The organism is Thalassospira sp., from assembly GCF_048059015.1.
Classification (GTDB): Bacteria; Pseudomonadota; Alphaproteobacteria; order Rhodospirillales; family Thalassospiraceae; genus Thalassospira.
On the sequence record NZ_JBLLNT010000011.1, the window covers coordinates 76,429 to 101,393 of the forward strand.

Annotated in this window: 28 protein-coding genes; 21 read left to right on the forward strand and 7 right to left on the reverse strand. The window is 54.9% G+C overall.

Annotated features, from left to right (window positions below; translation table 11 throughout):
- The first annotated feature begins 119 nt into the window (after positions 1-119).
- The 8 genes from ACMZ66_RS15200 (at position 120) to ACMZ66_RS15235 (ending at position 7,566) form a co-directional block, all read left to right on the forward strand.
- The gene (locus ACMZ66_RS15200; RefSeq protein ID WP_416938313.1) at positions 120-950 is read left to right on the forward strand and encodes a substrate-binding periplasmic protein; all 831 of its coding nucleotides are present in this window, start codon (positions 120-122) and stop codon (positions 948-950) included.
- Positions 951-1,207: 257 nt separating this feature from the next.
- Positions 1,208-1,672 carry a PaaI family thioesterase gene (locus ACMZ66_RS15205; RefSeq protein ID WP_416938315.1) on the forward strand — a complete coding sequence of 155 codons (465 nt, stop codon included), beginning with the start codon at positions 1,208-1,210 and terminating at the stop codon, positions 1,670-1,672.
- Positions 1,673-1,724: 52 nt separating this feature from the next.
- Positions 1,725-2,897: an isovaleryl-CoA dehydrogenase gene (locus ACMZ66_RS15210; RefSeq protein ID WP_416938317.1), complete on the forward strand. Its 1,173-nt coding sequence runs from the start codon at positions 1,725-1,727 to the stop codon at positions 2,895-2,897.
- 35 nt (positions 2,898-2,932) lie between these two features.
- On the forward strand, positions 2,933-4,120 hold the full coding sequence (locus ACMZ66_RS15215) for an acetyl-CoA C-acyltransferase (RefSeq protein WP_416938318.1): 1,188 nt from the start codon (positions 2,933-2,935) through the stop codon (positions 4,118-4,120).
- Between the two features lie 147 nt (positions 4,121-4,267).
- Positions 4,268-5,242 (forward strand): sodium-dependent bicarbonate transport family permease, encoded by a 975-nt coding sequence (locus ACMZ66_RS15220; protein ID WP_416938320.1) that lies wholly within the window; start codon positions 4,268-4,270, stop codon positions 5,240-5,242.
- 4 nt (positions 5,243-5,246) lie between these two features.
- Positions 5,247-5,558: a P-II family nitrogen regulator gene (locus tag ACMZ66_RS15225; RefSeq protein ID WP_416938322.1), complete on the forward strand. Its 312-nt coding sequence runs from the start codon at positions 5,247-5,249 to the stop codon at positions 5,556-5,558.
- Between the two features lie 150 nt (positions 5,559-5,708).
- Positions 5,709-6,329: a carbonic anhydrase gene (locus ACMZ66_RS15230; protein WP_416938324.1), complete on the forward strand. Its 621-nt coding sequence runs from the start codon at positions 5,709-5,711 to the stop codon at positions 6,327-6,329.
- 103 nt (positions 6,330-6,432) lie between these two features.
- On the forward strand, positions 6,433-7,566 hold the full coding sequence (locus ACMZ66_RS15235) for an acyl-CoA dehydrogenase (RefSeq protein WP_416938325.1): 1,134 nt from the start codon (positions 6,433-6,435) through the stop codon (positions 7,564-7,566).
- A 4-nt stretch (positions 7,567-7,570) separates the two neighbouring features.
- On the opposite strand, the gene ACMZ66_RS15240 is transcribed toward ACMZ66_RS15235, so the two are convergent.
- From ACMZ66_RS15240 to pspF, 4 genes are all read right to left on the reverse strand, one after another.
- Entirely contained in the window at positions 7,571-8,731 is a 1,161-nt protein-coding gene (locus ACMZ66_RS15240) for a 2-methylaconitate cis-trans isomerase PrpF family protein (protein WP_416938327.1), read from the reverse strand.
- Entirely contained in the window at positions 8,728-9,207 is a 480-nt protein-coding gene (locus ACMZ66_RS15245) for a hypothetical protein (protein ID WP_416938328.1), read from the reverse strand. The genes ACMZ66_RS15240 and ACMZ66_RS15245 overlap by 4 nt, the downstream gene beginning before the upstream one ends.
- Before the next feature lie 128 nt (positions 9,208-9,335).
- The gene (locus ACMZ66_RS15250; protein ID WP_416938330.1) at positions 9,336-10,103 is read right to left on the reverse strand and encodes an outer membrane protein; all 768 of its coding nucleotides are present in this window, start codon (positions 10,101-10,103) and stop codon (positions 9,336-9,338) included.
- Between the two features lie 113 nt (positions 10,104-10,216).
- Complete coding sequence (pspF, locus tag ACMZ66_RS15255) at positions 10,217-11,230, reverse strand: phage shock protein operon transcriptional activator (RefSeq protein ID WP_416938332.1); 1,014 nt, start codon at positions 11,228-11,230, stop codon at positions 10,217-10,219.
- 169 nt (positions 11,231-11,399) lie between these two features.
- On the opposite strand from pspF, the gene pspA reads away from it, so the two are divergent.
- The 7 genes from pspA (at position 11,400) to ACMZ66_RS15290 (ending at position 16,821) form a co-directional block, all read left to right on the forward strand.
- Entirely contained in the window at positions 11,400-12,065 is a 666-nt protein-coding gene (gene pspA / locus ACMZ66_RS15260) for a phage shock protein PspA (protein WP_416938334.1), read from the forward strand.
- 47 nt (positions 12,066-12,112) lie between these two features.
- Entirely contained in the window at positions 12,113-12,370 is a 258-nt protein-coding gene (pspB, locus tag ACMZ66_RS15265) for an envelope stress response membrane protein PspB (RefSeq protein ID WP_416938335.1), read from the forward strand.
- Positions 12,367-12,951, forward strand: coding sequence for a hypothetical protein (locus ACMZ66_RS15270; protein WP_416938337.1), 585 nt, complete (start codon positions 12,367-12,369; stop codon positions 12,949-12,951). The genes pspB and ACMZ66_RS15270 overlap by 4 nt, the downstream gene beginning before the upstream one ends.
- Positions 12,952-13,209: 258 nt before the next feature.
- Positions 13,210-14,586 carry an ATP-binding protein gene (locus ACMZ66_RS15275; protein WP_416938339.1) on the forward strand — a complete coding sequence of 459 codons (1,377 nt, stop codon included), beginning with the start codon at positions 13,210-13,212 and terminating at the stop codon, positions 14,584-14,586.
- Positions 14,587-14,701: 115 nt separating this feature from the next.
- The gene (locus ACMZ66_RS15280; RefSeq protein WP_416938341.1) at positions 14,702-15,271 is read left to right on the forward strand and encodes an EndoU domain-containing protein; all 570 of its coding nucleotides are present in this window, start codon (positions 14,702-14,704) and stop codon (positions 15,269-15,271) included.
- A 26-nt stretch (positions 15,272-15,297) separates the two neighbouring features.
- The gene (locus tag ACMZ66_RS15285; protein WP_416938343.1) at positions 15,298-15,630 is read left to right on the forward strand and encodes a hypothetical protein; all 333 of its coding nucleotides are present in this window, start codon (positions 15,298-15,300) and stop codon (positions 15,628-15,630) included.
- A 30-nt stretch (positions 15,631-15,660) separates the two neighbouring features.
- Positions 15,661-16,821, forward strand: a complete 1,161-nt coding sequence (locus ACMZ66_RS15290; protein ID WP_416938345.1) for a serine hydrolase domain-containing protein — start codon at positions 15,661-15,663, stop codon at positions 16,819-16,821.
- 3 nt (positions 16,822-16,824) lie between these two features.
- Here the strand turns inward: ACMZ66_RS15290 and ACMZ66_RS15295 are convergent, their stop codons facing one another.
- Positions 16,825-17,862: a substrate-binding domain-containing protein gene (locus tag ACMZ66_RS15295; RefSeq protein ID WP_416938347.1), complete on the reverse strand. Its 1,038-nt coding sequence runs from the start codon at positions 17,860-17,862 to the stop codon at positions 16,825-16,827.
- Positions 17,863-18,191: 329 nt separating this feature from the next.
- On the opposite strand from ACMZ66_RS15295, the gene ACMZ66_RS15300 reads away from it, so the two are divergent.
- The 6 genes from ACMZ66_RS15300 (at position 18,192) to ACMZ66_RS15325 (ending at position 24,044) form a co-directional block, all read left to right on the forward strand.
- The gene (locus ACMZ66_RS15300) at positions 18,192-19,070 is read left to right on the forward strand and encodes an HpcH/HpaI aldolase/citrate lyase family protein (RefSeq protein ID WP_416938348.1); all 879 of its coding nucleotides are present in this window, start codon (positions 18,192-18,194) and stop codon (positions 19,068-19,070) included.
- Positions 19,071-19,180: 110 nt separating this feature from the next.
- The gene (locus ACMZ66_RS15305) at positions 19,181-20,230 is read left to right on the forward strand and encodes a MaoC family dehydratase (protein ID WP_416938349.1); all 1,050 of its coding nucleotides are present in this window, start codon (positions 19,181-19,183) and stop codon (positions 20,228-20,230) included.
- Between the two features lie 414 nt (positions 20,231-20,644).
- Positions 20,645-21,025 carry a succinate dehydrogenase, cytochrome b556 subunit gene (gene sdhC, locus ACMZ66_RS15310; RefSeq protein ID WP_416938351.1) on the forward strand — a complete coding sequence of 127 codons (381 nt, stop codon included), beginning with the start codon at positions 20,645-20,647 and terminating at the stop codon, positions 21,023-21,025.
- Between the two features lie 26 nt (positions 21,026-21,051).
- Entirely contained in the window at positions 21,052-21,435 is a 384-nt protein-coding gene (sdhD, locus tag ACMZ66_RS15315; protein WP_416938352.1) for a succinate dehydrogenase, hydrophobic membrane anchor protein, read from the forward strand.
- A 4-nt stretch (positions 21,436-21,439) separates the two neighbouring features.
- A complete protein-coding gene (gene sdhA / locus ACMZ66_RS15320; RefSeq protein ID WP_416938354.1) occupies positions 21,440-23,236 on the forward strand; it encodes a succinate dehydrogenase flavoprotein subunit in 1,797 nt (598 codons plus the stop codon).
- Positions 23,237-23,261: 25 nt separating this feature from the next.
- Positions 23,262-24,044 carry a succinate dehydrogenase iron-sulfur subunit gene (locus ACMZ66_RS15325; RefSeq protein WP_114096665.1) on the forward strand — a complete coding sequence of 261 codons (783 nt, stop codon included), beginning with the start codon at positions 23,262-23,264 and terminating at the stop codon, positions 24,042-24,044.
- A gap of 108 nt (positions 24,045-24,152) precedes the next feature.
- Here ACMZ66_RS15325 and ACMZ66_RS15330 read toward each other — a convergent pair whose 3' ends face one another.
- On the reverse strand, positions 24,153-24,497 hold the full coding sequence (locus ACMZ66_RS15330; protein ID WP_416938355.1) for a type II toxin-antitoxin system RelE/ParE family toxin: 345 nt from the start codon (positions 24,495-24,497) through the stop codon (positions 24,153-24,155).
- On the reverse strand, positions 24,487-24,756 hold the full coding sequence (locus tag ACMZ66_RS15335) for a ribbon-helix-helix domain-containing protein (RefSeq protein ID WP_416938357.1): 270 nt from the start codon (positions 24,754-24,756) through the stop codon (positions 24,487-24,489). The genes ACMZ66_RS15330 and ACMZ66_RS15335 overlap by 11 nt, the downstream gene beginning before the upstream one ends.
- Between the last annotated feature and the right edge of the window lie 209 nt (positions 24,757-24,965).

Sequence of the window (24,965 nt, forward strand, 5' to 3'; positions counted from 1 at the left end):
AAGCTAAGCTTTAATTTTTGCGTAAATTACCTATCCTTGTGGGTGAATTTTCCGTAGCGTCACACCACATTGAATAGGGCGTGTATTCTGGATTGAGACCGAAAGGGAGTTTGTCTTCCATGAAGTGGAGTTTGGCGATCCTGGGTGCGGCAATGACTTTGGCGCTTGGCGCGACTGTCTCAAACGCACATGACCAAGCCGGGCATTTCAAATTGAATGCTGACGGAACACGTGACTGCACCCGGCTTTTGGCATCGGGAAACCCTGACTATCCGCCCTATCTTTGGGTATCCGAAGACGGAAAGCAGCTCGAAGGTGCCGCTGCAGACTTCCTGAAACGCGTTGGTGAGCTTGCTGGTGTCGAGATTGATATTATCAATGCCGGGAACTGGGGGCGCGTGCAGCAGAACATGCGCGAAGGCACGCTAGATATGATTGCCGGTGCCTTCTTTACTGTTCCGCGCCTGGAATATATGGATTATTTCAACCCGCCATTTCAGGGTACGCGCACCGTCATCTGGACGCGCGACAACATTGATATCAAGTATCGGGATTGGGCAGATTTGCGCGGGCTTGAAGGCCTTACCGTGATCAATAACAGTTTTGGTCAGGCATTTGACAGCTATGCGGCAGCGAACCTGACAATTACCGAGGTGCCAAATCTGGCGCAGGGGCTTGGTATGCTTTCTCGTGATCGTGCGGAATACCTGATTTACGAAGAATTCCCGGGCAAGGCCTTTGCTTCGCGTGAGGGGATTACGAATATCCGCAGCTACGACAATCCGGTCAGCGAAGAAAATCTTTATCTGACCATGTCGCACAAATCAGCCTGCAACACGGGTGATCTGCGCGGTCGTATCACCAAGGCAGTCTTCAAGCTGGTGATTGAAAAGGCGATGGAAGACATGCTCGAAGCCAGCATCCAGCGCTGGGGCAACAACACCAATTAAGTTTTGGACTCCAAGGCCGGATTTCCATCGAAATAGCCTGAATTACAAGCGTCGACAGAAATTTCGGCGCTTTGTTTTTGGGCGAGATACAGCGATTTTCACTACAGTGAAATACATAGCTAGTTAGCTTGGTGGGATAAATTGGTATAGCTATGCGGATTTGATTTGACGTTAACGTTAACGTTAACTACAACTGAGTCGCGTCATATCCAGTCGTGCTCCAGCGGGGCGCGCCGTATCACCATCAGGACCGCGACATGGCTCAGTTCGAACCGCAAAACCCCGATTTCGATGCCGAAGTGCGCAAGCGCTTTACCCAGCAGCCCTATAATCTCTCCATCGGCGCAAAGGTTGCCGACGTGAAGCCGGGCCGGGTCGAGGTGGTGGTGCCATCACGCGCAGATCTTATTCAGCATAATGGCTATTTCCATGGCGGGCTGATTGCGGGTCTTGCCGATATTGCGGGCGGTTTTGCCGGATGGAGCCTGGTCGAAGCCGATCAGGGGATGCTGACCATTGAATATAAACTCAACATCGTTGCGCCGGGGTTGGGCGATGAATTGCGTGCCGTCGGCGAGGTTGTCTCGCGCGGGCGTTCCATCATCGTCACACGGATCGACGTTTTTGGTTCCAAAGATGGCGAGCCGGTTTTGTGCGCGACGTCGCTTCAGACCCTAAAGGTCATGAAGCTTCCGGCCGATATGGTCGAAACCGCCGCTTGATCCCATCTAATCGACATAACAATCACCCCATATTCAGGGCAGGATAGTCACCATGGCATTTTTCGAATTTCCCGGATTGAAATTTGATCTTGGCGAGACCGCAGAAGCGATCCGCGAAACCGTTTCTTCCTTTGCCGAGGCGGAAATCGCCCCGCGCGCAGCCGAGATTGACGAAACCAACCAGTTCCCCAACGAACTTTGGCGCAAATTCGGTGATCTGGGCCTGTTGGGCATGACCGTGCCCGAAGAAGATGGCGGTACTGGCCTTGGCTATCTTGAGCATGTGATCGCCATGGAAGAACTCAGCCGTGCCTCGGCCTCGGTTGCGCTTTCTTATGGTGCGCATTCCAACCTGTGCGTAAACCAGATTCGCCGTAACGCGACGCCCGAGCAAAAGGCAAAATACCTGCCCAAACTGATCAGTGGCGAACATATCGGCGCCCTTGCCATGAGCGAGCCGGGTGCCGGGTCCGATGTTGTATCGATGAAACTGCGCGCCGAGAAAAAAGGCGACCGCTTTATCCTTAATGGCAACAAGATGTGGATCACCAACGGCCCGGATGCCCACACGCTGGTGGTTTACGCCAAAACCGATCTGGATGCCGGGCCAAAAGGCATCACTGCCTTCATCATTGAAAAGGGTTTCAAAGGTTTCTCGACCGCGCAGAAGCTCGACAAGCTCGGGATGCGTGGCTCGAACACCTGCGAGCTCGTGTTTGAAGATTGCGAAGTGCCCGAAGAAAACATCCTCGGTCAGCTCAATGGCGGTGTGCGCGTTCTCATGAGCGGCCTTGATTACGAACGGGCGGTTCTGGCCGCAGGCCCAACCGGGATCATGCGTGCTTGCATGGATGTGGTTGTGCCTTACATCCATGAACGCAAACAGTTCGGCAAGGCAATTGGCGAGTTCCAGCTGATGCAGGGCAAGATCGCCGATATGTACACCACGATGAATGCGTGTCGTGCTTATGTGTACGAAGTCGCCAAGGCGTGCGATCGCGGGGAAACCTCGCGCAAGGATGCGGCCGGTGTGATCCTCTATGCCGCCGAAAAGGCCACCTGGATGGCACTTGAAGCCATTCAGACGCTGGGCGGCAATGGCTATATCAATGAATATCCGACGGGCCGTTTGCTCCGTGATGCGAAGCTTTATGAGATCGGTGCTGGTACCAGTGAAATCCGCCGTATGTTGATTGGCCGCGAGCTGTTTGGCGAAACCGCCTAAGCCCCATAGTCCCACACATCTACAGGACAAATATCATGAGCAATTCTGATCCGATCGTCATCGTTTCCTGTGCCCGTACCGCAATGGGCGGCATGCAGGGTGATTTCGCCACCGTCACCGCAGCCGAACTGGGCGGTGCCGCCATCAAGGCAGCGCTTGAGCGCGGTGGTGTTCCCGCTGATGACATCGACGAAGTCATTATGGGCAACGTTCTGCCCGCCGGTCAGGGGCAGGCCCCTGCGCGTCAGGCCGCCTGGAATGCCGGTATCCCGCGTTCGGCCGGTGCCACCACGATCAACAAGATGTGCGGTTCGGGCATGAAGGCCGTGATGTTTGCCCATGACACGCTGGTTGCCGGTGGTGCGGATGTGATGGTTGTCGGTGGCATGGAAAGCATGACCAACGCGCCGTTCCTTCTGCCAAAAATGCGTTCAGGCCACAAATACGGCCACGAGATGGTCTATGACCATATGGCACTTGATGGTCTGGAAGATGCCTATGAAAAAGGTCGCTCGATGGGCACCTTTGCCGAGGCAACAGCCGAAAAATACGGCTTTACCCGCGAAGCACAGGATGACTATGCCATTACCTCGCTGACCCGCGCACAAGATGCCGCCAAGGCTGGCCACTTTGCCGATGAAATCACCCCGGTCACCTATGCCACGCGTAAGGGCGAGGTCACCATTAATGCTGATGAGCAGCCGCCAAAAGCAAAACCGGAAAAAATCCCGACCCTGCGCCCGGCCTTTGCCAAGGACGGCACAGTAACGGCAGCCCATTCGGCATCGATTTCCGATGGCGCAGCAGCCCTTGTGATGATGCGCGCGTCCGAAGCTGAAAAACGCGGGCTTAAGCCACTTGCCAAAATCGTTGGTCAGTCAACCCATGCGCAGGAACCCTGCTGGTTCACGACCGCCCCGATTGACTCGATCAAAAAGGTTTTGGCCAAAGCCGGTTGGGCCAAGGATGATGTCGATCTTTGGGAAATCAACGAAGCTTTTGCTGTTGTTGCCATGGCGGCAATCCGCGATCTTGAGCTTGATCACGGCAAGGTCAACGTACACGGCGGTGCCTGTGCGCTGGGGCATCCGATTGGTGCGACCGGTGCCCGTTTGCTCGTCACCCTGATCCATGCGCTTAAGACCCATGGCGGCACCAAGGGTGTTGCATCGCTGTGCATTGGCGGCGGCGAAGCAACCGCTGTTGCCATTGAACTTGTCTAAGGTGATGTGAACCAGATCAAACTTGTGATCTGGTTGCATTGGCCTTTTGGGTGACTTGAAATCGCGATTCTGCTATCGGAATCGCGATTTTATCGCAGGATGACTGGTGCTTGCGATGCATCGGGTTTTCTTACGTAAGGGACAGCCATGCAAGACGTGCTGAGCTTGGCGGCGCAAAACCTTTTGTCGCCCATTGTGCTTTTCTTCGTTTTGGGGGTGTTTGCCGCCCTCGCACGATCTGATCTGACAATCCCCGAAGCCGTTGCCAAGGGGATCTCGCTTTATCTTCTATTTGCCATCGGTTTCAAAGGCGGCGTCGCGGTGTCCAATAACGGCATCGATTTGACGCTGGGCATGACCCTGATGGCAGGCGTCATTCTTTCTTTCGTTCTGCCTTTCATTGCCTTTGCGCTGTTGCGCGCGATATCGCAGCTCAGCCGCACGGATGCGGCAGCGGTTGCCGGGCATTATGGTTCCATCTCGATCGTGACCTTTGTTGCGGCGACCTCTGTTCTGCAAACATCGGGCATTGTTTCCGAGGGCTATATGGTCGCGGTTGCGGCCGCGATGGAGGCGCCTGCGATTTTCTCTGCCCTTTGGCTTGTATCATCGGGGGGCAAGGGGCGAATGGATGGCGCGCTTATCCGTGAAATCCTGCTGAATGGGTCGATCGTTCTTCTGGTCGGAAGCTTTGTGATCGGTTGGATCACAGGGGCTGAGGGCATGGCAAAGATCGAAGCACTGATTGTATCGCCGTTCCAGGGTGTCTTGTGTCTCTTCCTGCTTGATATGGGCCTGGTTGCAGGGCGCGGGCTTAAACAGGGGCGCGCGGTGCTGCGTCCGGGGCCGTTGGCCTTTGGGGTGTTGATGCCGATCATCGGCTCCTGCATTGGTTTGGCCTTCGCACTCGTGATCGGATTGTCACTTGGTGGGGCGGTGCTGTTGATGGTGCTGGCCGCATCGGCCAGTTACATCGCCGTTCCGGCCGCGATGCGAGTGGCCCTGCCCGAAGCAAATCCGTCGGTCTATCTTACGCTGTCACTTGGCGTGACTTTCCCCTTCAACTTGACACTTGGCATTCCGCTTTATCTTGCGATGGCCAGTGCAATTCACGGAGGCTGAAAACATGGAAAAACATGATGCCAAACGCGTGGCCATCATCATCGAGGCCATCATGGAAAGCCGCCTGCGTCAGGCGCTCGAAGGGGCGGGTGTCACCGGGTATTCGGTTCTGCCGGTGCTTGGTGGATCGGGCCGATCAGGCAGCTGGCGCCGTGATGACACCGTGACGCGCGGTGGCGGTATGGTTCAGGTCGTCTGCATCATCCGGGCCGAGAAACTTGATGAGATGCTCGAAGCAGCCTTTGAGGTGGTCGACCGGCATATCGGTGTGGTTGCCATCAGTGACTGTCAGGTGCTGCGCGCGGATCGGTTTTAGATCAGCGCGCCATAGATTGCTTGAGGCCTTTATAACAACGGAGAACTGTCATTTAGAACGATTTAAATTGGTTGGAATGAGGGCTACCAACTTCGTCGAATTCCTTCTATTTTGTCGCCAGAGATTGACGAGGATAAGGGAAATCGCGTGATGGCAAAGTCGACTGTCGACCGGATGATCGCCGGATTTAAGAGCTTCAAGGCAATGTATTATGAACAGCGCCCTGAACGCGTTGAGGATCTGGTGAATACGGGCCAGAAGCCCGAAGTGCTTCTGATTGCATGCTCGGACTCCCGTGTTGATCCGGCCATTCTGACCAATGCCGAACCGGGCGAAATGTTTGTCGTGCGTAACGTCGCAAACCTTGTCCCGCCTTATGAGCCAGATGAAAACTATCACGGCACGTCAGCGGCCATCGAGTTCGCGGTGCGCGACCTTAAGGTCAAAGACATCGTGATCCTTGGTCATTCGGGCTGTGGCGGCATGGCGGCCCTGGTCGAACATGGTGACGCGGGCAAGGTTCCGGATCGCGACTTTATCGGTGAATGGGTCAATATCGCGCATTGCTGCGCAAAGCATGGCCCGGATGTGGACAAGGTATCGCGCCATTCGATCCGCAATTCGCTGGGTAACCTGATGTCGTTCCCGTTCATCAAGGAACGCGTCGATGCCGGTGACCTCAACCTGCATGGTTGGTGGTACGGCATGAAGGAAGGCATCCTGTGGCGCTTTGATGCCGCGCAGGACAAATTTGTTCAGGGCGAAGAATAAGCCCGACCAGCCATCGGTTTCATACTGATGGATGTATGCTGATCATCTTCTGATCGCATGGTCGGTGCCGCGCCCGCAAAAACGAAGTGGGAGGAGCACCGCCATGCGGTTGGAAGAACATCAAATCATGGTGCGCGATACCGCGCGCGAGTTCGCCGAAAATGAACTCAAACCCAATGCCGCAAAATGGGACACCCACCACACCTTCCCGGCCGAGGCAATTGCCGGTCTGGGCGAGCTTGGCTTTTTGGGCATGCTGGTCCCCGATGAATATGGCGGGGCGGGCATGGATCATGTGGCCTATGCCTTAGCGCTTGAAGAAATCGCTGCGGGTGACGGGGCGACATCCACCATCATGTCGGTGCATAACTCTGTCGGTTGCATGCCGATCCTGAAATTTGGCACCGAAGAACAAAAGCAAAAATTCCTCGTGCCCATGGCGCAGGGTGAAAAGATCGGCGCGTTCTGCCTGACCGAACCGCAGGCCGGATCAGACGCCAGCGCGCTTAAAACCCGTGCGGTGCGCGATGGCGATGACTGGATCTTGAATGGCTCCAAGCAATTCATCACATCGGGTTCCGAAGGTGACGTTGCCATCGTCTTTGCCGTGACCGACCCGGATGCGGGCAAGCGTGGTATTTCCGCCTTCATCGTTCCGACCGATACCCCGGGCTATGTGGTGTCGCGCGTTGAGGAAAAGTTGGGTCAGAATGCGTCTGATACCTGCCAGATCACCTTTGTTGAATGCCGTGTACCGGGCGAGAATATGCTGGGCGACGAAGGACAGGGCTATAAGATCGCGCTTGCGAACCTTGAAGGTGGCCGCATTGGCATTGCCGCCCAATCGGTCGGCATGGCTCGTGCTGCGTTTGAGGCCGCAAAAGATTACGCCAATGAACGGGAAACCTTTGGCAAGAAAATCATCGATCATCAGGCCGTGGCGTTCCGCCTGGCCGACATGGCAACCAAGATCGATGCCGCCCGGCTGTTGGTGCACCGCGCGGCTGAACTTCGCGATGATCACAAGCCGTGCCTGACCGAGGCCTGCATGGCCAAGATGTTTGCATCTGAAATCGCCGAAGAAGTTTGCTCCGCCGCGATCCAGATTCACGGTGGTTATGGCTACCTTAAAGACTTCCCGGTTGAACGCATTTACCGGGATGTGAGGGTTTGTCAGATTTACGAAGGCACATCTGATATCCAGCGCATGGTGATCGCCCGTTCGCTGGCCGATTGATGGATTACGCGCCGCCGATAATTCGGTGGCGCGGCACCAATACCTCACCCTGCATCAGGCGACGGGCGGATCGAAATACGGTTACCGAAGTGACCGCAAAATCATCTGCCGTCTGACCGGAAATATCGGCATCAAGCACAAGTGTCCCCGATGGATGGGTAATGGTCAGTGGCTGATTGGGTTTGGTATTTGCGCGCGCGACCTCATGGGCGATGGAACCTTCAAGTCGCATGGCGGCCGCAAGGCACATGCCACCCGTGATCGGGCTTGATGCATGGGCCTGCCCGGTTGAGATCATCCGCAGAACGATGTTCGTAGTTTCCGCGTCTTCCGCTGTCGGGGGCGAGACAATCGCGATTTGCGGCAGATTGCGGACCGTTGTCTTGGCCTCGTCCAGACTGCAAATGCCCATCTTCACTGCGGCTGCGACGCGAAGTGTTTCGATCTTTTCCAGCAATCCCGGCGTTTCTGTAATCTCAGATGGGCTTTCACGCCCGCTCAATCCCAAATCCGTTGCCCGCACACAGGCAATCGGGTTACTGACATCGACCAGTGATATTTCGACCGCGCCAAATCCATCTGTTTCCAGCAATTCACGCGCCTTGCCCGTCGGCAGCGTCTTGCAGGTACTTGATCCACCTGGTTCCAAAAAGGACAACCGGATCGGAGCACCCGTACCGCCGACGCCATCAAGAGCGAAGTCGCCGCCAACTGCTGGCAGGCCATTTTGCAGTCCAAAGCGTGCGACGATGATCTTGCCGGTATTGGTGTTATGGATGCGCACCGTGGCTTCGTTGCCCGTGACCGCAACCAATCCTTCTTCAACTGCATAGGGACCAACGGCGGATGAAATATTCCCGCAATTGCCCTTATAGCTGATTGTAGGGTGATCGACGCTGACCTGCCCGAATGTGTAATCGATATCGGCATCTTCGCGGGATGATCTGGCGATGATGGCGATCTTGGAGGTCGAAGATGTCCCGGACCCCATGCCATCAAGCTGGCGCTTGTTCGGATCGGGGCTTCCCATCGCCGCGAGGATCATGGAATCCCGTTCAGGTCCGGCTTCTGGTAATTCCTCCGTCCGGAAAAACAACGCCCGACTGGTGCCGCCACGCATGAAGACGGCGCGGAGTGGAATTTGCGGCGAATGGGTCGTGGTCATTTTATGGCGCTCCGAAGGGCGGTGTTTTTTTGGGGCGGAGCAAAGCGATCAAGGAAGCGTTCGGCACGCGGTAAGGCATCATGCAGAAATTGTTTTGGTTCGCGCAGCCATAGCCCGTCGATTTGCCGTGATTTTTCCTCGGAAATCAATGTGCCACGCGGGATTGCTTTAATCTCTGCATCCCAGTCTGCCCAACGCTGGCGTGCGCGGCGAAAACAGTGATTGATGAATTTCTGGCGGTGGCTGTAGCCGTGATAGTCAAAAATCCAGTCATCCCATGCAATGACAATATGATTGCCAGTAAAGCCCCTATGCGGGTGAAGCCATAGAGGTGTCATGTCATCGGTGCCGTGCCGCATGAGGAAGGCATGGGCAAGGATATGGCAGGCACCGCAGGCAAAGAACACGCGATCTGGCAAGTTCCAGCGCATCACGGGATCATTCTTGCGGTAGTTCGGTGTTCTTGGCTGGTACATCGCCCTTCCTGAAGGAGGTGGCGCAGCCTGTGGCCTTGCCAAAACAAAACACCCCGAACCGCGAGAGTATCGTGGTCCGGGGTGTCTGTATAGATCAGGTGATTTCGCGATGTCGCCTTAGGGTACGCTCAGAACTGATATTGCAGGCCGAGCATGACTTCGTGGGCCCGCAGGTCGAACTGGGTCGCTTCAATGTCGAGCGTTGTCGCGCCATTGATGAACGTGTTACCGCCGCGTGCTTCTCCCATGTCAAGGTAGCGGTAGGACAGATCCAGCTTCCAATTGTCGGATATCGCGTATCCGACGCCAGCGCCAATCTGCCAGGCAAGGTCATTATGCGTATCGCCAGGTATGAAACTGCTGTTCGGGAAGAAAAGCTTCTCTGTTTTGTTCCGCGCCCAACCAATGCCGCCTTGCAAGTAGGGTGAAAATGCACCCACATCAACACCGGCAATGCTCAAAGGATCGACATAGACGTTCATCATCGTCGTCCAGTTGGACGTCTCGAAAGCGCCTTCATTTAGCTTATTTCCTGGTTTGTTCGGAGTGCCGTCCGCGTCACGATAATCATCGGCTGCGGACAGTCGGGAACCATACGATACCGTGATATCGGTCCGTAGATAGTCCGTAAGCTTCAGTCCGGCACCGATCTGGTAACGTTGCCCTTTATAACTTGTCAATTCGACTGAGTCGCGCTCAGCACTGTCGTAAAAGTCGTCTCGATCATCAATGGTCATGGAATAACCAAGGTCAGCACGCAGGTATGGGGTGAGTAGCCATTCTTCGGCGGACGCTGTTGAATGCAATCCGGCAAGTCCAAATGCGGAGAGCATGCCTGTCTGTGCTGATTTGCGAACAAAATGGCATAGTTTGGAGGCGAGAGAAGCCGATGGCATGGCAGTATAACCTACAGGAAATGTTGAATTTTATCGTTCAACTAAGCCCAAAAGTGTATTGCGATGCAATGATAAATGAATGAATGTCAGATACTGTCAGAATATGACGGATTTCAACGTTGAATCGAAAGACTGTGCTTATCAAGTAGCCTTCGGAACTGATGGTAGTTCAGATGAAGCGCTTTGGCGGCTTCGGTCTGGTTGTTGGCGTGGGTGCGAAGGGCCTGTTGCAGCAGTTTGATTTCGAAATTGGCGACCTGTAATTTGAAGTCGATGGTGCCGTCCGGGGCGCTGTCTGGCTCGGGCGTCTCAACCGTGTCGGATCGGGTGGGTGTGCTGGTGTCGGTCTCGGACCAGATGCCGTCAAACGGATCAAGGGTGATCATGGTAAGCGGTGCATCTTCGTCTTCAGACAGGTAAATGCTGCGTTCAACCGCATTACGAAGTTCGCGAATATTGCCGGGCCATGAATGACGCAGAAGCTGTTCGGCGGCATGGCGCGAGAAGCCAGCAAAAACGGACCTTCCCAGTCGCTTTGTCATGTCCAGAGCGAACTGTTCGGCCAGCAAAAGGATATCATCATACCTTTTGCGCAGCGGTGGCACTGCGATCACGTCAAAGGCCAGTCGATCAAGCAAATCGGCGCGGAACTTCCCGGATTTGGCCAGTTCGCGCAGATTTTCATTTGTCACACCAATGACCCGCGCGTCGACTTCAATCACCTCGGATCCGCCAACGCGTTCGATCTCGCCATATTCAACAACCCGCAGAAGCTTTTCCTGCACCACCGGGCTGGCGGTGGCGATTTCATCAAGAATGATGGTGCCGCCATGTGCACGCTCGAACCGCCCGACATGGCGTTTTGTTGCCCCCGTAAAGGCACCGGCCTCGTGGCCGAACAGTTCGGTATCGAGCAGGGTTTCGGACAGGGCGGCGCAATTGACCTTGACCAGCGGGCCACCCCAGCGGCGCGACAGATAATGCAGGCGGGCTGCAATCAGCTCCTTGCCCGATCCGCGTTCGCCAATGACAAGGCACGGGCGTTCAATTGGCGCCAAGCGTGAAACATGCTCAAGCGCTGCCAGAAAAACGGGGTCTTCGCCCAAAATCGGTTGCAAGCTGTCCATTTCGCGAAAAACGTTATCGAAAAACGACAATATTGTCGCGATAAAAGTAATTTCAAGACGATCGAATCATCTAGGCTATTGATTTTATGTGATTTCAAAACTGGCACGGCATTTGAAATAGAGAGATCAGAATTTGTAGCGTCCCCCGATTAATTAAGGAGATCAGACAATGGGCGTGTTTTCGCGTTTGTCCGATATCGTAAATGCCAACATCAACTCGCTTCTGGATCGTGCCGAAGATCCGGAGAAAATGGTGCGGTTGATGATCCAGGAAATGGAAGACACCCTGGTTGAGGTGCGTTCCGCCGCCGTCAAGGCGATTGCCGACAAGAAGGAAGTCGAGCGCAAGCTTAAGAAGCTTCATGACGGTCAGGTCGAATGGGACACCAAGGCAGAGTTTGCTGTTTCCAAGGGCCGTGATGATCTGGCCAAGGGCGCACTGATGGCGCGCCGACGTCTGGCCGATCAGAGCCTTGTGCTAGAGCGTGAGCTTGAAGTGATCGAGGAAACCCTTGGCAAATATGACGAGGACCTCAACAAGCTTCAGAACAAGCTGAACGAAGCCAAGGCGAAACAGCGTACGGTTGAAATCCGCATGCAGACGGCTGAAAAGCGTGTAAAAATGAAAGAGAAGCTTCATTCCGGTCAAATCGACGAAGCCCTTCTGCGCTATGAACAGATGGAACGCCGGATTGACGAACTTGAAGCAAGTGCCGACTCCTGGGACCTTGGTCGCGGCCAGAGCCTTGAGGAACAGTTCGAAGACCTTGAGGCCGAGCTTGGGATCGAAGATGATCTTAAGGAGCTCAAGGCGCGCGTGAAGAAAGATAAGTAATCAACCGGTTTATGTGTTTCGACACGTGGGCCTGCACAGGGATTGAAATGTCGAATATGTGGGCGATTGCCGTACCCTTGATTGTGTTTTTTGCCGTGGTCGGCCCGGTTTGGGTGGTGTTCCACTACATCACCGTCTGGAAACGAATGAAGGCAGAGCAACGTGCACAGACCCCTGAACAGTCCGCTCGTGAACAGGAAATGGTGGCTGCATTGAAAAAACGGGCCGCACGACTGGAATCCCGTGTCGAGACACTTGAACGCCTGTTAGATGCCGAGGTTGCCGAATGGAGGAACAGGATATGACTGCTCAGCAAGCTACTGCCGGAGACGGTTTTGGGCGCAGTCACAAAAAACGCTCACGCTGTGGATGTGGTTCACGGCGCAACCCGGATGGCTCCAAACGCCACGGCGTAATCGGCCGGACCACGCGGGGAATTTCAGAAGCCTTTGGCATTCCGCGCAAGGGTGTGCTGATTGCCTTTATTCTGATCCTGATCTTCAGCTTCCCGGTTGGTGTGATGCTGTTTGGTCTGGCCTGGGCCTTTGTCCATCATCCCGACTGGTTTGATGGCCTGCGCGGCAAGATGCGTGGCACGACAGCGCGCAGATCTGCCAAGACAAGCAGTGCCAAGACAAGCAGTGCCAAGGCAGATGCCAGCGAAGAACGCCCGACCGTTGGTGTGGATTACGAAGAAAGCTGGATGGAAGAACTGCGTGAACAGTTCGATGATCTGGAACGCCGCACCGGTTCGATGGAAGGCTTCGTTGCCTCGGGCGACTACCGACTGGCATCCGAGCTTGAGAAAATGAAAAAGGACGACGCATCCGAAGCGGCCCAAAAGGGCGAAGACGATGCCAGAAAATCAGACGAACCAAAGGCGTAACGCTTTGGACTAAAAAGTCTAATCAGATTGACGGCGGTTTCAGCTTTCCCCAATCCCCCCCCCTCGCGTTAGCAACGTGAAGCTGCCGTCAAACATATGAACCGGATCACCAAGGTGGTCCGGTTTTCTTTTTATTTGCAGTTCCTTGCAGCAAAATTCCCAAATAGCGTTTATCACTATACCTAATTTAAAGGTTTTCCCGGCACAGTCGGGAAAAGTGCCGGGATATCGCGGCATGTTGCGTGGGGAAGATTGCGTATGGCGACCATGATCGAGCATCCCGGCGAACGGGACTTTCTGCATCGCTTGATGCTGGATAACCCATGGTGGGACGGGGTCACCGATGATGTGGTTCAGGGCCTGCCGCAACGCGCATTTTTCAAACGTTTCTGGGCTGCGGTTGAAAAGAATGACGGGCAAAAGGCCGTCGTTCTGACCGGTCCGCGCGGGGTTGGCAAAACCGTGATGCTGCGCCAAGCGGTCGCAGAATTGCTCAATGCCGACACGCCCCGTCGTCATGTTTGCTATATCTCGCTCGAGCATCCGCTGTTCCTTGAGGTCGATCTGCCGCGCCTGCCAAAGCTTCTGCGCTCCATGCGCGGCATTTCGGCCGATCATCCGCTTTGGCTGTTTGTTGACGAGGTTTCCTATCAGCGTGACTGGGAAGATCGCCTTGCGCGTTTGATTGTGTCGGACCCGATGCTGCGCGTGGTAGCCGTCAGTGCGTTAGCACCCAGTGCCGATAGCAGTGGTCACATCCAAAGCCTGTTTTTGCCGCCCTTCAGCTTTGCCGAATATCTTGAGCAAAAAGGGATCGCGGCCAGTGATGTGCTGCCCGAAACGCCAAATGTCGGGCGTTATACCGCCGATGTGCCAGATGGGTTGATCGAGCTAAATGACCTGTTTGAAGATTACATCAATGAAGGCGGCTTTCATGATGCCAATGGCGAAGCCGGGGCCATTCACCGATCCCTTCATTCTGATCTTCCGGGGCTGCATGGCATTTCAAGCCCGTCGGACCTGCATCGTTTGTTTGCGCTTTTGGCCTATAACACCGGATCGGAATTCTCGATCGAAACGCTGGCGCGCGAGCTTGATATCGCCAAGAACACGCTGCGTCGCTATCTGGAATATCTTGAAAGCGCCTGGCTGGTTCGTCGACTTGAACGCGTTGATCAGGATGCCAAACCGTTCCAGCGTGCGGTGGCGTTTAAGGTTCATTTGATCCATCCGGGCCTTCGCACCGGTTTGATTGGCGGGCGGGCGTCCGATAGTGCGACGATCACACGTTTGGCGGAAACCGCGATCCAGACACAGTTTTTGACCTCAAGCGTTGGGATGGAAAGCCTTTATTACGCGCGTTGGGGGCAATATGAAGTGCCGTTTGTGTTCCTTGATCGTCGGTCGGGAACGCCGCTTTTCGCCTATCACTGCCTGTGGCGTGATGAAGCGATCCGCAAGCCAAAAGAAATCCGTGCGCTGGTCAATTTCCGGGGCAGTCACGCCTTGCCGCTTGGGGCCTTTGTCCTGACCAAGGCGCAATGGCATGGCGGAAAACTGGGCGGTGTGCCGATGCGCTTCGAACCGGCCAGCGTGCTGGCCCTTCGAATTGGTATCGAGTTCTCACAGCTTTGATCTATCGGGTAAAATGCCGTCACATGCAGGGTCAGGCAGCGTCTGATCACGGCAGTATGACCGTGCTATCCGGTGCGGTCAGGAACTGTATCGGATAAAGTAAAGGAGTTCGTTGATGACGAAACTTTCCAAGCTTTCCCAACTGCTTGCCGCACTGGCCTTGATGGTCGGCGCTGCCTTCATGCTTTCGGTTCAGCCGGCATCGGCACAGGTTGTCTGCCCGGCAAACCCGCATTGGACGGCAACTGTTCCGCCAATCAATGCCGATCATGTTTTTTGTGGTGAAGTTCGCAATAACGGAACGGCTGCAGGCTTTCATTCCCGTCCGGGTGGTGCCAATCCGGCAACCGTCGCCAATTTTGTGGTGACCCAAGCGCCAAATGCCAATGGTGTCTATGGCGGGAACGTAACGCTGGTGAACCCGAACGGGGCGAACCCGACCAAGTTCTCAACCATGTTCCCTGATAGCTGCAGTCAGGCAGAGGTCGTTCAGTCGATCCTGTATGCCCATGCCAACCAGGTCGCCTGCCCGGCGGGCGCACCAGGTTGGGCGTCTTGCGGCATGAACCGTCCCGATCCGGCGACGCCGGGTCATTGCGTTGGCGATGACGCGGCTTCGCGGTTCTTCATTGCCTTTGCCACACTTGGTAACGGCAATATCAACACGGCATTCCCGCTGCGTTAATCAAGAAAACCCAAGGAACACATGACATGGCAGGCGGTGATTATCCGGTTCCAGACTGGCCAGGCAGAATTGCAGGCGATGCGGGGCATGATCGAATTGCCGCCTGCCTGACACTTGATATCCAGCGTGCGCCAGATTGGGCGAAAAATGTGCTGGCCGAGATAAATCAGGTTCTTGATGGTGCGCAAAGCCATTGGGATATGGGCATGAATGCCTACATGCTTAAAGTAGGCGCAGAGAAGACCGAGATTTTGCCGATCTATGAGGAAAGCGGTGAGGCAACGATCACGGTCAAGACGACAGATTTGCGTGATGCGTTGAGCGCATGGTGCGCGCAAATCGCGCCACCATTGGATTAAGCGGGTAAGACGATCAAAAGACTGGATGCGATGAGCAAGTGGATTGCACGATGCCGTCACCTTTGGCCGGTGGCGATGACGATGATGGTGGCGGTGATCATGATCGCGTCCTCTGTATCGCCTGTGATGGCGCAGCAGGATGGCGCGACAAAGGAAGAGCCATCTGATCCGCTCGAAGTCTTTTTGCATCAATTTATCGAACATGCCGGTTTGCCCGGTGGCGTAGTCGCGATTGGCTACGGCACGGGTGACGTGCGCTATGCCGCAAGCGGTTATGCCAGCGTCAAGCCCGATACGGGCATGAGCGAGGATCGCCAGTTCTATATCGGGTCGCTCACCAAGATGATGACATCGGTTGTGACCCTGCAGCTGGCATCGGAAAAGCGCATTGATCTGGCTGATACCATCGGCAGATACCTGCCCAAGGAATTTCAGGATCGTATCCCCAATGCGAACAAGGCGACCATTCGCGATTTGCTGCGCAACAGTTCAGGCATCCCGGATTATCTCGATGGAGAGTTCTTTTTCCAACTGGTCGGGCGCGATCCACAACATGGATGGCGTAACAAAGAATTGCTGCCACTGATTGCCGATCGCGAACCCTATTTTGCGCCCGGCACCAGCTATGCCAGTTCGAACAGCAATTTCATCTTGCTTGGCATCATGATTGAGGCGGTTGAAGGCGATCATATCGAAGCGGTGTTTAACCGCCGTGTGTTCGAGCCCGCCGAAATGATTAACACGTCCTTTGGGCGGTTCCCGCGCCCGGATCGATTGGCGCGCGGCTTTGATGATGCCAATGGCGATGGGCAGCTTGAAGATGTCACGGATTTCGATGTCGGCGATCAGCTTGCCGATGGCGGGGTGATTTCAACCGCTGAGGACATGGTGAAATTCGCCCGTGCACTTTTTGTGAATGGTGTGTTGCTTGGTCCCAATGCCCTGAAACGTGCCACGACCGATACGGCCTTTGCCGGTGAAGGGTCCTATGGCTATGGGCTTATGATCGGATCAAGTGATTGGGGGCCGGTCTGGGGGCATGACGGGATCTATTTTGGCTATTCCGCCGAATTTTCATGGTTCCCCGAGCAGGACACGGTGGTTGTGTTTCTGTCAAACGGCCGTGCGTTAAACGAAGTGCCGTCGGTGACCAGTATGCTGATGACAGGCATCTTTGGTAAACCTGAATAATCCTCACATTCCGGTTTCATCAGGTTTGAGCTCGCTGCTGCTTCGGACTTGAAGTGGTGTTTCCTCGGCAATCACGACATTGCGCCCGATGGCGTAATTGCGCATCTGTTGATAGACCAATTCCCCCATCGCATAGAAATCAATCGCGACATAACCATCGATCAGACCACGCAAAGTCATGTCTTCCTGTTCGGGCGATGGCGTGCCTGTTGCCATGATCAGTTTTTCCGGATGGGACGGCAGGGCATTGATGGTTCGTTCCAGCCGTATCGTATCGCCCAGAAGCCAGGCGCCGATCGGTACGATTACTTCGATCTCCTGGACCTGGGTTGCTTGTGCGAACTGTGTTTGTGCAAGGCTTTCATCCCCACGGTTATAGAGCGGGCAGCGCGGATGTTCTTTCCAGCCGTTTTCGCCAACGAGCGGGATCAATGTTGTGTTATCCGGGGCATCGTCGCCGTCATCGTCGGGCGATGTTTGGCGCAAAGCGTAGCGAATGCCTGCAATCCGGTCATTGAGGTTGGGGTCAAACCGCCCGCCGCTCATCAAACATACGGTGGCACCAGATGGAAATTCTGACTTCATCAGTTGCCCAAGCTTAAGTCCGATCCCAAAGTTATCCGGACCGATATAGGTGCGCCGGAAATGTTGTTGGGCGGGTTCCAGATCAGAATCATAGGTGATGATCGGGATGTTTTGGGCCTGGGCGGCGGGCAATCCATCTTCGCCGATGAAGGATGAATTGGTTACCGATATCGCCATGCCATCAACTTCAAGCTCGATCGCCTTGTGAATTGCAGCCAGTTGGCCCCGGAAATATCCAACCTGGGTATCGCCAATTTGGCGGCATTCGTCACCGTTACGGCGCGCGGCATCTGAGCATCCGCGCCAGGCATTGATGAAATTGACGTCCTCAATATCCTTGGGGATCAGCGCAAAGGTCAGATTCCGTGCCTGTGCCGGTGCGATAACGCACAGCATGAATGCGATGAGGAATATAGATGCGCAAAGGTTTCGCGCAAAAGGCGCTTGTCCAACCATCGTAGCTCCGGCGTAATGCCAGGCACTTCTCCCACGCGACTTGTTTTCAGCCGCTTTGTGCTGAGTCTACGGAATAATTCGCACCGTGGATCTCAACACCATTTCATGTGGTGATGATGCAGTGGTTTATCCATCGGGGGTGAGGGGATAATTTTCTTTCGGCATTTGCACGTGTATGATTTCCCCATACGCCCACGTCCGGCCATTGATCGGATGGTTTTGCGATGCCGCAGCGCAAAAAGTAGCTTGCAGTGCAAAACAAGTTTGGGTAATTTTCGTAAAAATTAATCGTCAATATTGTACGAATATTATCAAACGGGAGATTCCTGATGGCAGCAGCCCCACGTCCGCGCCGCTCTGTTTTGTATATGCCGGGCTCGAACGCCCGCGCTTTGGAAAAGGGCAGAACCCTTCCGGCGGATGGCCTTATTCTTGATCTTGAAGATGCGGTGGCACCTGATGCCAAGGATACAGCACGTGATCAGATCGTCGCAGCCCTTGCCGAAGGCGGATATGGTAAACGCGAAATTCAGATCAGAACCAACGGTCTGAACACCCCGTGGGGTTATGCTGATATCGTTGCGGCGTCAAAAACCAGTGCCGATGCCATCCTGCTGCCCAAGGTAGAAAGTGCAGACACAGTCCGTCAGGTCGCCGATATCATGGAAGCCGAGGGCGCACACGCTAGCATGACCATCTGGTGCATGATGGAAACCCCGCTTGCGATGCTCAATGCCAAGGAAATCGCATCTGCCCATCCGCGTCTTGGCGGGTTTGTCATGGGCACGTCTGATCTGGCCAAGGACCTGAACTGTGCGCATACGCCAGATCGTCTGCCGATGGTGACAAGCCTTGGTCTTTGTTTGTTGGCGGCACGCGCCTATGGGCTGGCGATCCTTGATGGTGTGCATCTTGATTTGTCTGATGATGCCGGGTTCGAGGCATCCTGCAAGCAGGGGCGCGAATTTGGCTTTGATGGCAAAACGCTGATCCATCCCAAAACCATCGGGGCTGCCAACACCGCCTTTGCCCCGGCCGAGGCCGAGATCGCATGGGCGCGCAAAATCATCGACGCCCACGAAGAGGCTGCCGCCCAAGGCAAAGGTGTTGTCGTGGTCGATGGCAAGCTGATCGAGAATCTGCATGTGGTGTCGGCCAAAAAGCTTGTCGCCATGGCCGATCTGATCACGGAAATGGACGCAGCTTAACACCCGTCATCAAGCCGAACGCGCTAAAGCCGAAATTATAAACCCGCAAAGGGGCAGGGCGGCGTGCTTCGGTCTTTTGGAAATATCGCCTTTCAGGGAGGCAATCGAACATGTCGAAAACCAATCCGGGCAATTTCTTTGAGGATTTCCAGATCGGACAGGAAATCCGTCATGCCACGCCGCGTACGATTACCAGTGGCGATGTTGCCCTTTATACCGGGCTTTATGGACCGCGCTTTGCTGTGCAGTCCTCCGATGAATTTGCCCAGTCACTTGGTTTTCGCTCTGCCCCGGTCGATGACCTTTTGGCGTTCCATATGGTGTTTGGCAAAACCGTGCCTGATGTGTCGCTTAATGCGGTGGCCAATCTTGGCTATGCGGGTGGCGTGTTCGGGGTGCCGGTTTATCCCGGCGATACGGTCAGTTCGGTTTCGACCGTGACCGGGATCAAGGAAAACTCCAACGGCAAAACCGGCGTGGTGTATGTCAATTCCGTCGGGCGCAATCAACGCGGCGAGATGGTTCTTGATTACAATCGCTGGGTCATGGTGCGCAAACGCGATGAAAACGCCCCGACCCCGGAAACCGTTTTGCCCGAACTGCCCGGTGTGGTCCCACCCGAAGCGTTCCAGATCCCGGTTGGACTCGACATGTCAGCCTATTCGACCGAGCTTTCCGGATCGCCGCACCGCTGGGATGATTATTATGTCGGCGAGAAAATCGATCATGTTGACGGCATGACGCTTGAAGAAGCCGAACATCAGATCGCCACACGACTCTATCAAAACACCGCCAAGGTGCATTTCGATCAGGTCGCGGCCAATGATGGGCGGTTTGGCAAGCGCCTGATTTATGGCGGGCATATCATTTCATTGTGCCGCGCGCTCTCATTTAATGGTCTGGGCAATGCGTTTCGGATTGCCGCGATCAATGCCGGGGCCCACGCCAACCCGGCCTTTGCAGGCGATACGATCTTTGCCTGGTCAGAGGTTCTGGGTAAATTTGAAGTGCCCGGTCGGCGCGATTTGGGCGCACTTCGCCTGCGTCTTGTTGCAGTGCGTGATCGTCAGGGCAGTGACTTTCCGCTGCGTGATGAGGCGGGCAAATATCATTCTGATGTGTTGCTTGATTTCGATTACACGGTTCTTATCCCGCGCTAAGGCGCACTAAAGCGCGCTTTGCTTAACGGATCCTTCGTAAGCTTGGCGGTAATTTCGCCTGCGCATTTGGCGGTGATCTTGATCCGCCCGGTGCGCATTCATATGTGTTTGCAACAAAATAGACCCAATCCAACGGCCATTGCCTTGCGTAAGAAGGTCTAATTGTGCAATTGCTAAATCCACGTTACGCCGTATGCATATTCCAAGGAACGACACCGTTGCTTTGGAGTGACCCTTCCCGCAGGGTGTTTACGGTGTCTGAGAGGTCAACCTACGTAGTTAAACGGAGGCGTAAACGGCGTTTCGTCACTGAAATCTTTGGCTTTCAAAGGTGTTCAGATTGACTCAAACCCGCTGCATGGGTAAATAAACCCTGCTTTCCCGCCAGCTACTTTGAGAAGAGGCAATTCCGCTATGAGCAAAGCCAATCGGCCGCTGTCTCCGCACTTGCAGGTGTACCGGCTTCCGATGACGGCAAAGATGTCCATCACGTTCCGCGCGATGGGTGTCGGCCTTGCCATTGGTTTCGTATTTTTGGCGTCCTGGCTGATTGGTGCCGGCGCTGGTCGTGACGCCTTCAATGGCTATCACGCATTTTTCACCTCGTGGTTTGGTCTGCTGCTGCTGTTCGGATGGACGGCGGCGTTTTATTACCACGCTTGCAACGGTATCCGTCACCTTGTCTGGGATACTGGTCGCGGCCTGACGAATGAGGGTGCTGCCAAAGGCAACCCGATCGTCCTTGGCGCGGCAGTCGTGCTGACCATTCTCACCTGGATCATCGGTCTGGCCTAAGGCCGGGCAAGAGGGGACAACTCGTCATGAAGATGCAATCCGATCTAGGCCGTGTCCGCGGTCTCGGTTCTGCCAAAAGTGGTTCTGCGCACTGGTGGACCCAGCGCGTTACCGCTGCTGCAAACCTTCCGCTCGGCATCTGGTTCATTCTTTCGATTCTTGCTGGGCACACGGCTGATTATGATGCCGTTCACGCTTGGTTGAGCTCGTATTTCCATTCGACCATGATGATCCTGATGATCGTCAGCGTTGCTGTGCATTTCACGCACGGCCTGCAGGTCGTGATCGAAGATTATGTGCATAACCGTAAAGCAGAAGTGATCTCGTTGATGCTGATCAAGGCGATCGCAGCATTCCTGTCTGTTGCTGCCATCGTGTCAGTCCTGCGTATCGTTTTTGCCGGAGCCTGAGCCAATGACTAAATCATATAAAATTATCGACCATAACTACGACGTCGTCGTTATGGGTGCGGGCGGCGCTGGTCTTCGCGCGACGCTGGGTACGGTTGAAGCCGGGCTCAAAACCGCATGTATCACCAAGGTCTTCCCGACCCGTTCGCACACCGTTGCTGCCCAGGGCGGTATCGGTGCATCGCTTGGCAACATGTCCGAGGATCACTGGCAGTGGCATATGTATGACACCGTCAAGGGTTCCGACTGGCTTGGTGACCAGGACGCGATCGAATATATGTGCCGTAACGCCGTTCCGGCGGTTCATGAACTTGAACATTACGGCATGCCGTTCTCGCGTACCGAAGATGGCAAAATCTATCAGCGTCCGTTCGGTGGTCACACCCGTGACCACGGCAAGGCGCCGGTTGAACGTGCATGTGCTGCTGCTGACCGTACCGGTCACGCGATGCTTCACACGCTCTATCAACAGTGCCTGAAGCACAAAGCGGAATTCTTTGTCGAATATATCGCCCTTGATCTGATCATGGATGACGATGGTTCGTGCAAAGGTCTGGTTGCCTGGGATCTGGATTCCGGTGAACTGCACCGCTTCAACGCCAAGATGGTCATTCTGGCATCTGGTGGTTATGGCCGTGCATTCTTTAGCTGCACCTCGGCACATACCTGCACCGGTGATGGTCATGGCATGGTGGCCCGTGCGGGTCTTGGTCTTCAGGACATGGAATTCGTTCAGTTCCACCCGACCGGTATTTACGGTTCGGGCTGCCTGATCACCGAAGGTGCACGTGGCGAAGGTGGTTACCTGACCAACTCCGAAGGCGAGCGTTTCATGGAACGTTATGCGCCGACCGTTAAGGACCTTGCATCGCGTGACGTCGTGTCGCGTGGTATGGCACAGGAAATCCGTGATGGTCGTGGTGTTGGCGAGCATGGCGAATACATCCACCTGCACCTCGAACATCTTGGTTCTGAAGTGCTGTGGGAACGTCTGCCGGGCATTACCGAAACCGCAAAAATCTTTGCCGGTGTTGATGCCACCAAGGAGCCGATCCCGGTTCTTCCGACGGTCCACTACAACATGGGCGGTATTCCGACCAACTATAAGGGCGAAGTTCTGCGTCCGACCGCTGACAACCCGAACGCAATCGTTCCGGGCCTGATGGCAGCTGGTGAAGCAGCTTGCGTGTCGGTCCACGGTGCAAACCGTCTGGGTACCAACTCGCTGCTCGACCTTGTTGTCTTTGGCCGTGCATGTGGTCTTCATGCTGCCGAAGTGGTCGATACCAAATCATCCTTCAAGCAGATCAAGCCGACCGATGGCGACGAAGCGATTGCACGTTTCGACCGTCTGCGTTGGGCAAAAGGTTCGCGTCCGACTGCGGATATCCGTCTGGAAATGCAGCGCGTCATGCAGGGCAACTGCGGCGTGTTCCGTACCTCGGAAATCCTCAAAGAGGGCGTTGGCAAACTGGCCGAAACCGCAAAGACGCTTCCCGACGTCGGCGTTTCGGATCGCTCCCTCATCTGGAACTCGGACCTGGTCGAGACTCTCGAACTTGAGAACCTGATGACCTGTGCCGCAGCAACCATGAATTCGGCAGAAGCGCGTCATGAATCGCGTGGTGCACATGCCCACGAAGATTTCCCGAAACGTGATGACGAAGTCTGGATGAAGCACACGATCGCCAAGGTCGACACCGATAAGGGCTATGGCGTTGATCTGACCTATCGTCCGGTCAACAACTTCACCCTGACCGATGAAGTGTCGTATATCGAGCCGAAAGAGCGCGTCTATTAAGGCGCGGCAAGAGAGGATTTGAGAGATGGTAGAATTCAATCTTCCCGCCAATTCGGTCGTCAAAGAGGGCAAATCGTTCTCTGCGCCGGCTGACGCGAAGAATGTCCGTTCGTTCAAGATTTACCGTTTTGATCCGGACAGCGGCGACAACCCGCGTACCGACACTTACGACATCGATCTCGACAAGTGCGGTCCGATGGTTCTCGATGCGCTGATCAAGATTAAAAACGAGATCGACGCGACCCTGACCTTCCGCCGTTCTTGCCGTGAAGGCATTTGCGGTTCGTGCGCGATGAACATCGATGGCCGTAACACGCTTGCGTGCCTGAAGCCGATCGAAGACATCAAGGGCGAAGTAAAGATCTATCCGCTGCCGCACATGCCGGTGGTCAAGGATCTGGTGCCGGATCTGTCCCAGCCTTATGCACAGCTCGCATCCATCGAGCCGTGGCTCAAGGCCGACAGCCCGACCCCGCCGGATGGTGAGCGTCTTCAGTCCCGTGAAGAACGGGCCAAGCTTGATGGTCTGTGGGAATGCATTCTGTGCTTCTCCTGCTCGACCGCGTGCCCGTCCTACTGGTGGAACTCCGACCGTTACCTCGGCCCGGCTGTTCTGCTTCAGGCATATCGCTGGCTGGCTGACTCGCGTGACGAATATACCGGTGAACGTCTCGATGCACTCGAAGATCCGTTCCGCCTGTATCGTTGCCACACGATCATGAACTGCACCAACACCTGCCCGAAAGGCCTGAACCCGGCCCTTGCGATCACCGAAATCAAAAAGATGATCGCAGAACGCCGCGCCTAAGCGGTCGGCAGTGTTGCCCTGAAATTGGCGTTTTACGCCAGCAAGTTAAAGCCGCCGGTGATCGGATGATCCCGGCGGCTTTTTCTTTGCGGGTTTGATCCCGCATCTCTATTGAAGCAGCCTTGCCAGCATGTGACGGATGTGGTCCTGACCGCCAAAAAAGATGGCGAGGACGCGCAAAGTCTGTGCGTCTTCCTCAATGTCGAACCAGATAATTGCCCTGCCAAGCGTGACGTGTCGCAATCCCGGCAGGATGTCATCATGCCGGGTGCCGCAAAACGGGGCGTTGGCAAGTTTTTCGATGTCGGCGTGAATGTTTATGAGGCGTTGCTGTGCGTGGGACGTAGCGCGATGGATATCATCGCCAAAACCGACATAGCTTTCGACGAGAAAGTCAAAAATCAGTTCAAAATCACGTTCCGCATCTGCAGCATAAATGACCTTAAAGGTCATTGTTTTGGCGCTTCTTTTGAGCGATAGCGGAGATCCGGTCTTTCATCGTTGTGTTCGAGACAAATTGACCTTCACGCCGTGTCGTAATGATTTGGCGCAGGGCTTCTGTTTCAAGAGCCTCGCTCTCGGATTTATGACGCAGAAGTTCAAGGCCCTGTTGCAGGACAGCGCTGACGCTGGGGTACTTGCCCTGCTCCACAAGGTTTCGGACAAAGGCGCTTTGACTGTCGGTCAAAGAGATGGATGACTTGACGGTCATGGGTGGTTCCTTTGTTTGCCATCAATAGCTAAGAATGGTGCTACTCAGTAGTATTTCTGTCAAGTTATGCCTTCCGCACTGGGCTGATTTTATCGTGTTGCCCTGAAATTGGCGTTTTACGCCAGCAAGTTAAAGCCGTCGGTGAGCGGATGATCCCGGCGGCTTTTTCTGTTTAACTGGTTGGGATGATCGCGATCTGATCACAACCG